The sequence below is a fragment of the Pleurocapsa sp. CCALA 161 genome (assembly GCF_003003995.1).
In the GTDB taxonomy this organism is placed as follows: domain Bacteria; phylum Cyanobacteriota; class Cyanobacteriia; order Cyanobacteriales; family Xenococcaceae; genus Waterburya.
In genome coordinates this window covers 76434-88439 of the sequence record NZ_PVWF01000006.1, presented here as the reverse complement: position 1 = coordinate 88439, position 12006 = coordinate 76434, and the positions used below count along the sequence as shown (strand labels likewise).

The 12006-nt window shown below is 40.2% G+C and carries 10 protein-coding genes; 2 read left to right on the top strand and 8 right to left on the bottom strand.

Annotated elements, in window-relative coordinates; translation table 11 throughout:
* The 8 genes from mfd to C7B62_RS03010 all read right to left on the bottom strand — a co-directional run.
* The coding region (mfd, locus tag C7B62_RS03040) for a transcription-repair coupling factor (RefSeq protein ID WP_106233136.1) at positions 1-3508 on the bottom strand (3508 nt) is incomplete at its 3' end.
* Between the two features lie 133 nt (positions 3509-3641).
* The gene (locus tag C7B62_RS03035) at positions 3642-4124 is read right to left on the bottom strand and encodes a GNAT family N-acetyltransferase (RefSeq protein ID WP_106233135.1); all 483 of its coding nucleotides are present in this window, start codon (positions 4122-4124) and stop codon (positions 3642-3644) included.
* 148 nt (positions 4125-4272) lie between these two features.
* Positions 4273-4602 (bottom strand): hypothetical protein, encoded by a 330-nt coding sequence (locus tag C7B62_RS03030; RefSeq protein ID WP_106233134.1) that lies wholly within the window; start codon positions 4600-4602, stop codon positions 4273-4275.
* Positions 4603-4709: 107 nt separating this feature from the next.
* On the bottom strand, positions 4710-5672 hold the full coding sequence (locus C7B62_RS03025) for an orange carotenoid-binding protein (protein ID WP_106233133.1): 963 nt from the start codon (positions 5670-5672) through the stop codon (positions 4710-4712).
* Positions 5673-5842: 170 nt separating this feature from the next.
* Positions 5843-6052, bottom strand: coding sequence for a hypothetical protein (locus C7B62_RS03020; RefSeq protein ID WP_233219787.1), 210 nt, complete (start codon positions 6050-6052; stop codon positions 5843-5845).
* Between the two features lie 77 nt (positions 6053-6129).
* Positions 6130-6276, bottom strand: a complete 147-nt coding sequence (locus C7B62_RS25570; RefSeq protein ID WP_158260616.1) for a hypothetical protein — start codon at positions 6274-6276, stop codon at positions 6130-6132.
* A gap of 70 nt (positions 6277-6346) precedes the next feature.
* Complete coding sequence (locus C7B62_RS03015; RefSeq protein WP_106233131.1) at positions 6347-6946, bottom strand: superoxide dismutase; 600 nt, start codon at positions 6944-6946, stop codon at positions 6347-6349.
* Between the two features lie 316 nt (positions 6947-7262).
* Positions 7263-8225: a ribonuclease Z gene (locus C7B62_RS03010; protein ID WP_106233130.1), complete on the bottom strand. Its 963-nt coding sequence runs from the start codon at positions 8223-8225 to the stop codon at positions 7263-7265.
* A 460-nt stretch (positions 8226-8685) separates the two neighbouring features.
* Here C7B62_RS03010 and C7B62_RS03005 point away from each other — a divergent pair, with 460 nt between their 5' ends.
* Positions 8686-10347: an iron uptake porin gene (locus C7B62_RS03005; RefSeq protein ID WP_106233129.1), complete on the top strand. Its 1662-nt coding sequence runs from the start codon at positions 8686-8688 to the stop codon at positions 10345-10347.
* A 303-nt stretch (positions 10348-10650) separates the two neighbouring features.
* The gene (gene murF / locus C7B62_RS03000; protein ID WP_106233128.1) at positions 10651-11994 is read left to right on the top strand and encodes a UDP-N-acetylmuramoyl-tripeptide--D-alanyl-D-alanine ligase; all 1344 of its coding nucleotides are present in this window, start codon (positions 10651-10653) and stop codon (positions 11992-11994) included.
* The last annotated feature ends 12 nt before the right edge of the window (positions 11995-12006 follow it).

Below are 12006 nucleotides of genomic sequence, written 5' to 3'. Positions count from 1 at the left end.
TTGTTCCTAGCCAGTCGATTAAGTCATTTAGTTGTTTTTGGGGCTTGACTATACCTAAACCTCGCACAACTACTTTCTTTGATGCATACACAAAACGCGATCGCAAGTGCTTAGGCAAATTCTCCGCCATGAGATTCCAAGCGGGTTCAGCCATCGGGGTTTCTAAGACAATATTTTGTTGTCCTTCAGGTTTGATGCGAGAAAAACCAATGGACTTGGCGATCTGTTTTAATTCCATTACCTGAATCAATTGCTGGGTTGGCGAAGGGAGTGTACCATAGCGATCTTCCCATTCGGCGGCAATTTGCACGAGTTCTTTTTTCGAGGTGGCAGTAGCAATAGCGCGGTAAGCATCCATTTTTTGCTCTGGATCGGCGATATAGTTGGCAGGAATAAAGGAAGTGAGCTTTAAATCTATCTGGGTATCTTCTACCTTGGGTATTTCTTGCCCTTGGATTTCTTGAATCGACTCTTGCAGCATTTCCATATAAAGATCGAAGCCAATTTGGGTCATTTGTCCCGATTGTTCTGCACCTAAAAGACTACCTACTCCTCGGATTTCCATATCCCGCGTTGCCAATTGATAACCCGAACCAAGTTGGCTAAATTCTTGTAAAGCGCGGAGTCTTTTGCGGGCAGTTTCCGATAAGGTTTGTTTACTGGGGTATAGTAGCCAGGCATGGGCTTGAGTACCCGATCGCCCTACTCTTCCCCTTAGCTGATACAGTTGGGATAGACCAAATTTTTGGGAATCTTCCACAATAATTGTATTGACGCGGGGGATATCTAAACCCGATTCGATGATAGTAGTACAGACTAGTAAATCTGATTCTCCGCTGCTAAAAGTAAGCATGGTAGATTCCAATTCCGACTCTGGCATCTGTCCGTGAGCGATCGCAATTTTAATCCCAGGAATCATAGTTCGCAGTTGAGCGCTAACCTCTTCAATCCCTTCTACACGAGGAACTACATAAAATATCTGTCCACCGCGATCGAGTTCATTACGGATGGCGTTGCGGATTACTTCAGGATCATAAGGGGAAAGATGGGTTTTGATCGGGCGACGAGATGGAGGAGGAGTGGTAATGAGGCTCATTTCTCGAATCCCCGACAAAGACATATACAGAGTACGAGGAATCGGCGTAGCAGAGAGGGTTAGCACATCTACCTGGGCTTTGAAATCCTTGATTTTTTCCTTCTGGTTGACTCCAAAACGCTGTTCTTCATCCACCACTAGCATGCCTAAGTCTTTGAACTTAACATCCTTACCCAGTAGTTGCTGTGTCCCTACAACCACATCTAACTCCCCTGTGGCTAGTCGCTGCATGATTTCCTTTTTCTCCGATGCACTACGGAAACGGTTGAGTAAACCAACGTTGATCGGATAGGGGGCAAATCTTTCTTTCAGGGTGTGATAGTGCTGCTGCGTCAGAATTGTTGTTGGTGCAAGAAACGCCACCTGTTTATTGCCACTAGTAATCACTTTGAATATTGCCCTGATTGCCACCTCGGTTTTACCAAAGCCAACATCACCACATACTAGCCGATCCATCGGGCGATCGCTTTCTAAATCATTTTTAATTTCTTGAGTAGCTTTGAGTTGATCGGGGGTAGGTTGATAGGGAAAAGAATCTTCAAGTTCTTGTTGCCAGGGATTATCAGGAGGATAAGCATAACCTTCTAGTTTGGCGCGTTTAGCATAGAGTTTTAATAAATCTACCGCCAGCTTTTTAATATTTTTCTTGACTCTGCTCTTGGTTTTTGACCAAGACACATTTGCCATTTTATTTAATTCTGGGGGATGCTTGCCTGTCTGACGAAATCGCGTCAGCATATCTAAAGAATCGGCAGGTATTCTTAATGTTCCATCGGCATATTGAACCACCAAATATTCACGATGAACTAAAGTTTCTAACTCTAGAAATTTTCCTAAACCATGATGCTTATGCACCACATAATCACCAGGACGTAATTTATTGAGATCGACTTTTTTAGAAGTAGCTCGACGGCGCTTGCGAATATAGCCAGAAGTAGCTAAAGTTTGCTGTCCAAAAAATTCCTTATCTGTAACAATTACTAAACGATAAGTAGGTAAAATAAATCCTGATAATTCCGCTAAACCAGAATACTTAACCGCTACCACAGTACTTTGAATATGTGCCTTATCAATCGCCCGAAAATCTCGCGGATTTGGCACAAACTGTACGGGACAATCGTGTTCTTGTAATAAAGAAGCAGAACGACTAGGCTGTGCCGAAACTAACCATGTCTGATACTTCTCTAAAGTCATCCCGCTATAGATTTCTCGCTTTCCCCTCAGAATTTCTGCTAGCTTGGCAAATTGCTGGGGAGTAGTAGGAATCGGACGCGCCTGCAAATTATGTACCGCTACAGCATCAGGATTTGCTATCTCCAAACGAGGATTTGCTTCAGCTATTTCTGATAAATAAATACAGTTAAAATTACTAGTTTTAGCTAAACAATTGGTAAACTCAGTATGAATTTTCGGTAGACTTTGATTTAAATCTTGCCATTGAGATTCCGCTAATTCTAGCCAGCGATCGCTATGCGCCTGACACTGTTCTAATTCATCAATGGCAATTATAGTATTGTCGGGTAAATAATCTAAAAGTGTCGCTGGTTTTTCAAAAGCAATTCCCAAGAATCTTCTCATCCCTTCAGGGGGATTTCCCTCTAGCAAACTCTCTAATTCTTCATCCTCTAGATAGCTTTCGATGCTCTTACCCTGCTCTAAAATACTCTGGGCAATAATATGACTAAAGGAAGTGGGAGTTAATAACAACTGTTCTAACTTATCGAGCGATCGCTGAGTTGCAGGATCGAATTCTTTCAACTGTTCTAACTGATCGCCAAACCAATCTGTTCTAATGGGTAATTCCGCCGAAACAGGAAAAATATCGACAATATCACCCCTCCTACTCCATTGACCTTCCGTTTCTACCAGGTTTACTCGTTCATAGCCCAACCTAGCCAAAGATTTATCTAGCTGCTGAGAGCTTAATTCCATCCCTGGCTGTAACGTCAGACAATAAGACTGAAACACCTCTGGAGGTGGCAAATGAGGCTGAAGCGATCGCTCAGTCGCTACAATAACTCTTAGCTTGTCACGGTTTTCTTTTCCCTTTTCCCCTTTCCCCTTGTCACTGTTTACTGATGACTGCTCACTGATCACTGACAACTGTCCCCAGGTAATCTCTGATTCAGGGTCAAAATGGCTGTAGGGAGTAGCTTCAGAAGTAGGATAGAAATTTACTGTATCCCAACCCATCGCCTCTAATTGAGCAGCCCAACGCCCTGCCTCTTCTAATGTAGAACACACTACCAATAAATTCTTCTTTTCAGCTTGTGCCAAACTAGAACAAACTATACCTTTCGGTAAACGAGGAATACCATTAAGCAACAAAGATTGCCCTCGATCTAGTTTAGCTAGTAGTTCTTTGGTTAAAGGTGATGTTTCGATCCTCCGTACTACTGATGCAAAAGCCATATTGAACAAGATGATGGATTAAAGAATGAGGATGAAAGAATACTCGATCCCTTTTAAAAAGATAGCGAAAAATGTGGCGAGTTAGCGCAAGTATATCCAATATGAGAATAATGAGCAGATCGCGATCGCAAATCTATTCAAGAAGTAGATTCAAAGTCATTTCATTACCCGCCACAAAACCAAGCTGTTCATATACAGGTTTTCCTGAAAGTGAAGCATTAAGCACCGCCTTAGTACAGTTTAAACTTTGCAAATAGGCGATCGCCGCTTTAGTCAACTGAGTAGCAATTCCCTGACGACGATAATCTGGCTGAACATAAACATTCCAAATATAACCATAGTTACGATGTTCTGCTTTAAATACAGAAGGATATAACCCCGCAAAAAGCTGACAGCTAACCGAACCTACTATCTCTGCTTCAACTTGAGCAATAAAAGCCTGAAATTTCAATTTTTGGCGAGCATCGCGTATAAACGTCAGGGTAATATCTAACCAATCATCATGAATAATATCTTTTTGGACATTATTGTCTAACCAGAGTTGATAAAAGTGTTGGGCAATGATACTGTCATGTTCGGATCTGGCTTGATGAATAATGGTTGATGATGAAGGCATAATTAATGTAGTTAGCATCAGTGATAGCAAGACGATGAAACGCTTAAGCTAATATCGCTGACCTAACAATACAATAAAAATATTGCTGGAAAATCATTTAAAACTTTAGTTGGAAGCAAACATAAATTAAATTATCTTTAAATTGTATTTACATACGTGCTAAAGCAGATATTTTTGATAACATTTCTGGTTTTAAACCTTGTAAATCATCAAGGTATAGCCATTTTTCTTTAACCAATGTGGCACAATCAAATACAAAAGTAGAAAAATTATAGACATATTTGCCATCAATTTCATATCTTTTAGTACTTAATAGATCATGTAAGTACCACAAATCTTCTAGTTCTGCAATAGCATTAGAGCGATCGCGAACATGAGCAATTAGAGCGGAAGTTTCTCTTTCATAGGCTTTGTGTAAGGCTTGTTTGGCTATTGTTTCCTCCATTACAGAAAACTTGTTTTTACTGGTTTCTAACATTAATACGAATCTTGATTTAATACGTTTTTCTATAGTCAAAATCGTACCATTAAAATAGCCGACCACCTAGTATTTTTGGCGATCGGCTAATTATTATCACAGTAGTTTTAACGAGCTAGATTGAGCAATTCTTTAGGAGATGCTAACAAATCGATCGCCACAAAGAAAATTTTGTTTTCCGAATTAAGTAAAAATCTCCAGGACATATTCATGCCTACACCCGCGCCAAACCAAGGAGTTTGGACTTTTCCTGTTACTTTGATTTGAGTGTAACCATCTTCTGCTGGTTCTTCAACACCACGCTCAGGAGCTAATTTGAGATTGGCACATTCTTCTTTAAAAAACTTATATACGGCATCTTTACCGACTATTGGTTTTTTGAAAGGAGGTTGCAGCGCACCGTCTTCTGCAAACAGTTTAATCAACTCATCGAAGTCATTAGCATTTAACAAGTTCATATAACTCAATATTGTGGGGTTAGCAACACCTTCAATATTGACCTTGGTTCGTTTGGACATTTCGGTGGGAGGAGTGACAGGTTCGCTAACGCTCTCAAATTTATCCATTTTGCCAGTATCAAATCCCATATCTACCACAGTATTTCGTAATACGGTAATTTGTTGACCAGAATCTAATCCTTGGAGAGTAGTCAATACAGCTTTGGCATTAGCGGAAAGTTGGTAACCTTCGGGAATAGGAGCGACAATTCCTTGCTCCATCCATTCTCCTAATCGATACCAAAAACCGAGTTTAATATTAGGAGTCCAAATAGCATAAGTACGACAAATTGGTGTGTCTGCATGGTTGGCAAGGTCGCACATTACCTGAGATTGCTCTTGAAAATTCATTCCTTTAATTTGCTCAAGAGTGGGTTCGGCAAACTGCATATTAGCAGCCCCTGGCGCTGCCACAGTAATTGTTTTACCCATTTCTAAGTAGGCAAACCAAATCCAAGCTAGTTGGTCTTCCGCACTAAGTTGATTAAATCTAGCTATCAATGCTGGTACTGCATCAGCAGATAAAGTGTTGGCTGAGAATATGTTACGTGCTGAGTCAATAGTAAATGGCATAGATGATCTTCCAATATGTTGTCGTGCAATCTTGGTTGAAAACATCAATTGTTTAAAACCCTGATTCTATTTTAAACATATAATGAGCATTATTAAGTTTTTTTACAAAAGTTTAAATAATGCTTGCATATAAAAAAATCTATGCTACCCAAATGTTGAACATTATTAAACTAAAAAAATCTTTGATCGATCCACTGTTTAGCTTGACGAACAGCGTCGATAGTTGTCATTGCACAAGGAACAGCAACAGCGCAGCCTTGATCATGATTGACCCATGCAGCATAAACACAATAGCCTTCATCCAATTCATCTCGATCTATTTCTACCGTGTAGTTGCGATAAGCAAAAGATAGAACAATCTGAGGATAATGTGGCTTCATGATAATTTTTGCTCAAAAAATAAGGTTGATATTACTGGTAAGGGCGATCGCGAAAGGTAGGCAAAGCTTAATCGCTATTAACGATTTGAGCGAGTTTCTTGGGTCTTATTTCTCGCCTCAACAACGACCCAAATTTCCTGCCAGCGATCGATAATCATTTGTTTCATTTTGTTGGATTGCCATTGCGGGATACTTCGGGTTTGAGCGTCTTTATGTTGAGTCACAATCTGATTTTTCAATCTAAATTTACGAAAAGCGGATATAGTTTAATATCCGCTCATGGTTAATTTCTACTTACGCAGCAGCAAAATTTTCAGCCACAAAATCCCAGTTGACTAATTTAGCGAGAAAATCATCAATATAAGCAGGGCGTTTATTTTGATAATCGAGATAATAAGCATGTTCCCAAACATCCATAGTTAATAAAGGAATTTGCTCGCTAGTTAAGGGGTTGTCGGCATTTAAAGTTTTAGTAACTTTTAAGGTATCTCCATCTAGTACTAACCAAGCCCAACCGCTACCAAACTGAGTAGCTCCAGCAGTTTTAAAAGCTTCAACAAACAGATCGAAACTACCAAAGTCAGCCTCAATTTTGGTCATCAATTCTCCAGTCGGAGTACCACCGCCATCAGGTTTCATACAGTGCCAATAAAAAGTATGATTCCAAGCTTGGGCAGCATTGTTAAATAATCCAGCTTGATTAGGATCTCTCGCGATCGCTTTAATCACTTCATCAATGGGCTTGCTGTCTAATTCTGTTCCCTTAACGGCATCGTTGTACTTACTAACATAAGCAGCATGATGTTTGTCGTGATGAAATTCTAAAGTGCTTTGAGAAATTGCTGGTTCTAGAGCCTTGTAATCGTATGGTAGAGATGGTAACTCATAAGCCATTTTTGTTTGTTCTCCTCTCTATAAAAAATACTTGGGCAGAATTATAGAAACATTACTGTTTGCTATAGTCACAATCGCCAGTAAATAAAGGCTTGGAAGCCCGTTTTTAACTCCATTGGTGATGGTAGCGTAGTTTTGAACAATAAAAAATACTCATCCCCTGGAGGGGGACTAGACCTACTAGAGCGTATACAAATTAAGACTAACCATACTGATAATTTAATTTGTTCAAGCTTAAAAAGTTGTTGTTCAGTCGCGATCGCTCCTTAATTTTTTAAGCTATTTCTCAACCTAAGATTGATTATATTTAAACTTTCTATTTCCCCGCAGCAGCCAGTTGCTGCTTTGCTCTACGCCGAGGTATTTCATAAGAGTAAAAATCATAAGCTAGTTTAGTCTGAGGAAAAATTGCTCTAGCTTCTTGTTTGAGGTCATTAAGCTGAATGGGGTTTCCTGGGGCATAACGAGGACTAAAGTGAGTCATGATTAACTGTTTAACCCCTGCCAAAAGAGCCACCTGGGCAGCCATCGTAGTAGTGGAGTGCATCTTTTCAAACGCCATCTGTGCATCCTGGTGGGCAAAAGTTGCCTCATGAATTAAAACATCTGCATCCTGGGCTAATTCTACTGCCGCCTCACAAAATATCGTATCGGTACAATAGGCAAACTTGCGTCCCACTTCTGGTTGACCGCATAAATCTTTACCGTTAATTTGGCGACCATCTTCTAAGGTAACTACCTGACCCTGTTTTAATTTGCCGTAAACTGGGCCAGGAGAAATGCCTAAAGACTTGGCTTTTTCCAGGTTAAACATTCCAGGGCGGTCTTTTTCCACAACGCGATAACCGTGGGCGGGAATGCGATGCTTTAATAAGCGACAGCTAACGCTAAATTCATCATCTTCGTAGAGTAAACCTGTTTTGACAGTATGAATTTTCAGGCGAGAACCAAAATTCATATAAGAATACTTAGCAGCAGCCTGGAGATATTCTTTCAATCCTTCGGGTCCATAAATGTCAATTGGTTGACCAGTGCCAGCCAAGCCACAGCTAGCAATCAAGCCCATTAAGCCAAAAGTATGGTCGCCGTGCATGTGGGTGATAAAGATACGTCGAATCTGAGAGCTTTTAAGGTCGCTACGCTGAAGTTGATGTTGCGTTCCTTCGCCACAGTCAAATAGCCATATTTCGGCACGTTGAGGCAGACGCAGGGCTACACTTGAGACATTTCGCGATCGCGTTGGCACTCCAGAACTAGTACCTAAAAAAGTTATTTCCACGCCAGTTTGAACAATGAACAGTAATTAATAATTAGCAGCAACCAATTTATGGTGAACAATTATTTTAACAACAAGTATGTTTTTTAAGGGCAAATGCCGTTAATCTTTCAAATATTCCTGCTGACAGCTTTTGACTTTCTTCTGTAATCAGTAATTAACTTAATTAAATGTAGAAACAATAAGATTTTGCAATATTTATTCATGATGCTAATAATGTATATAGCTTAAATCGTTAATAGGTTAGCGGAGATAGTCAATTTATACATTTTTTCTACCAATTCACTGGGAACAGTGCCAAGATAGAAAAATATTTAATTGTGTTTAAAGTTCTTCTAAATTGCTTAAGTCACCCATGACGTTTTGTAAGACAGAGCGATTTAGTTAGCAATTAAACTGAGTGCATACTTAAGTGATAGAAGAACTAAGCTGCAATTTTTGGTGTGAATGAGGATTGGTGGTAATGTTCATAAGTCGGGGCGTGGTCTGTCAAACGGCAGCTATTATTGGTGCTTTATTACTATTGGCATCAAATGGTGAAGCTATTGCGGAATCAAAAAATGAAGGTGACGTTGTTAATTGGCTAGATCAAAATAACTTGCAGCTCATCAATGGTCAAGAAAATTTTGATAATTTACAGCAGGAAAACTTGTCAAAAATTAATTACAAGTTAATTAGTCAAAGCAACAGCATCAAGGAATTCTCAGATATTCAGCCAACGGATTGGTCATATCAAGCTTTACAAAATTTAATCGAGCGTTATGGCTGTCTGAGTGGTTTTCAAGATGGCGCTGATCGCGGACAACAGACCGTTACCCGTGCTGAATTTGCTGCGGGTCTGAATTCTTGTTTGAATAGCATTGAAAAAATAATCACTAAGGCTACAAATACACCTCAAGTAGATATAGATACAGTTTTGCGTTTGATGCAGGAATTTCAGTCAGAATTAGCTATTCTTAAAGGTAAAACTGACGGTTCTCAAGCACGACTACAAGATTTAGAAGCAACACAATTTTCGACCACTAGCAAACTACAGGGAGAAGCAATTTTTGGCTTAGGTAGTGTTTTGTCTGGAGATAACGATCGCACCAGCACTATTTTGGGTAGTCGCTTGAGGTTGGATTTCCAAACTAGTTTTCAGGGAGATGATTTATTATTTACTAGATTTTCGCGAAGCGATTTTTCGGGTTTTGCACCTGAAATTGAGACTTTTCAAGGTGAAATAGCTTTTGTCAAACCTGATAATTCTGATCGCTCTGATTTACGCCTAGATACTTTACATTATTCTTTTGATATTGGCGATCGCTTAGGAATAATTGTTGGCGCAGCAGGATTAGATGCTGATGATATTGCCCCGACGATTAACTTTTTAGACGGGGATGGCGGTTCAGGTGCAGTTTCTCGTTTTGGCAGCAGAAATCCCCTTTATTATCCCCCAGGAGATGCTGGATTAGGCATAAATTATCGTCCTAGCGAGCAACTCAAGATTGATGCAGGTTATGTTGCTTCCTCTGCTGATGAATCAACTTCAGGCAATGGTTTATTTAATGGCCCTTACAGCGCTTTGGGGCAAATTACCCTTGAACCATTAAAAAGCCTTAGTCTAGCTGCTACCTATGTCCATAGCTATAATCAAAGCGATACGACAACAGGTACTAGTCGATCTAATCTGCGATCGCAAACAGCAGCATTATTCGGTGCAGCAATTCCCACAGTTAGCAATTCCTACGGCTTAGAATTATCTTGGGTAATTAGCGATCGCATTATTGTCGGTGGCTGGGGTGGATTAAGTAAAGTCAAAAGCCTGAATACCTTAAATCAACAGATTGACCGTGGCACGCAAAACATTTGGAACTGGGCAGCAACGCTGGCAATACCAGACTTAATTAAAGAAGGTAGCCTCGCGGGTATTGTGATCGGCAGCGAACCTGAAGTAACAAGTTCCACCATTGAAAATCAGGAAGATCGCGATCGCTCTTTGCATCTAGAAGCTTTTTATCAGTATCAGGTAAACGATAATATTGCCATCACCCCTGGAGTGATTTGGATTACCAAGCCAGATAGCAATACTCTTAATACTGATGACTTAGTAATTGGCACTGTTAGAACTACTTTTAGTTTTTAGAGAAGCTCTAATCTTTAATTTTTGAGCTTTTTAAAGAAGGATGGTTAGACAATCAATAATTATGCCTACCTAGTTTAAATACTGTGTAGTATCTTGAAGCTTAGAGCTTGAAGTTTAAAGCTTAGAGCTATAAAAAAGGGCGTTGCTGATTTGAAGTACGAAGCGCAAAAGTAATCTGTTCGTAGCTGTCAGCTATTAGCTATTAGCTTTTTAGTTGATTTGCTTGGTTGCAGAAATTGTAGAATTATACCTAGATTCTGCAACGCCTCAAAAAGAAGCTAATCTACAGATCAAACCTACAATATGCCTCTCTATTTTTCTCTGGCAGAACTTGAGACAATTCTCAAGGATAATCTCTTACAAATCGCTGACTCAGATCCAGGCTTGTCTATATTTGGTGTAACCACCGATACCCGCAGCATTAAACCTCAAGAACTGTTTATCGCTTTAATCGGGGAAAATTTTGATGGACACAGCTTTATTGAGCAAGCAGTAGACAAAGGTGCGATCGCCGTAATTGTAAATCGTCAAATTGAATCTGTCGCTGTTCCTCAATTTATGGTTAAAGACACTTTAAAAGCATACCAACAGATTGCTCGGTGGTGGCGCGATCGCTTTGATATCCCTGTTGTCGGTGTCACAGGTTCAGTGGGCAAAACCAGCACCAAGGAATTAATTTCGGCAGTATTAAGCACTCAGGGAAAAGTACTCAAAACTGAGGGCAACTTTAATAATGAAATTGGCGTACCGAAAACTCTTTTGCAAATAACGTCAGAACATAGTTACGCTGTAATTGAAATGGCAATGCGCGGATTGGGCGAAATCGCCTTGTTAACAGATATTGCCCGCCCGACAATTGGCGTAATTACCAACGTAGGAACGGCTCATATTGGTCGTTTAGGCTCACGAGAAGCGATCGCCCAAGCTAAATGTGAACTTTTGGCACAGATGCCTAAAACTAGTACAGCTATTTTAAATTACGATAATTCTCTGTTAATTGAAACTGCTCAAAAAGTATGGCAGGGCAAAACCATCACCTATGGTTTAACAGGAGGAGATGTACACGGAACAATTGACGAGGACAAAATTACAGTTGCCGAACAGGATTTACCTCTGCCTTTACCAGGAGAACATAATGCCAGTAATTATCTCGCAGCAGTGGCGATCGCTCAAGTCTTAAATATCGATTTTGCGCCTTTAATCGCTGGGTTACAGGTTCGACTACCTCAAGGGCGATCTCGTCGTTACGATTTGCCTAATGATGTGGTGATTCTCGATGAAACCTATAATGCGGGCTTAGAGTCAATGCTGGCTGCACTACAGATGCTGAAAGAAACTCCTGCTACCAGACATATTGCCGTATTGGGAACAATGAAGGAATTAGGCGAACATTCTCCCCAGCTACATCGTCAAGTGGGGGCAAAAGCTCAAGAATTAAACCTAGATCTACTGATGGTGTTAGCAGATGAGACAGCAGCACAAGAAATGATTCAGGGTGCAGCAGGAATTCAAACCGCCTGTTTTAGCGATCGCGCCACTCTTCTTAGTCAGTTAAAACAAGTTATCTGTCCAGGCGATCGCATTTTGTGTAAAGCTTCTAATTCCGTTGGCTTAAATAAGGTTGTTGAGGAATTAATTAAAATCTAAATTAGGTAGGGG

Excerpts from the sequence above, each read along its gene's own strand:
- C7B62_RS03035 (WP_106233135.1), bottom strand. The coding sequence starts at position 4,124 with ATGCCTTCATCATCAACCATTATTCATCAAGCCAGATCCGAACATGAC.
- C7B62_RS03030 (WP_106233134.1), bottom strand. The coding sequence starts at position 4,602 with ATGTTAGAAACCAGTAAAAACAAGTTTTCTGTAATGGAGGAAACAATA.
- C7B62_RS03025 (WP_106233133.1), bottom strand. The coding sequence starts at position 5,672 with ATGCCATTTACTATTGACTCAGCACGTAACATATTCTCAGCCAACACT.
- C7B62_RS03020 (WP_233219787.1), bottom strand. The coding sequence starts at position 6,052 with ATGAAGCCACATTATCCTCAGATTGTTCTATCTTTTGCTTATCGCAAC.
- C7B62_RS03015 (WP_106233131.1), bottom strand. The coding sequence starts at position 6,946 with ATGGCTTATGAGTTACCATCTCTACCATACGATTACAAGGCTCTAGAA.
- C7B62_RS03005 (WP_106233129.1), top strand. The coding sequence starts at position 8,686 with ATGTTCATAAGTCGGGGCGTGGTCTGTCAAACGGCAGCTATTATTGGT.
- murF (WP_106233128.1), top strand. The coding sequence starts at position 10,651 with ATGCCTCTCTATTTTTCTCTGGCAGAACTTGAGACAATTCTCAAGGAT.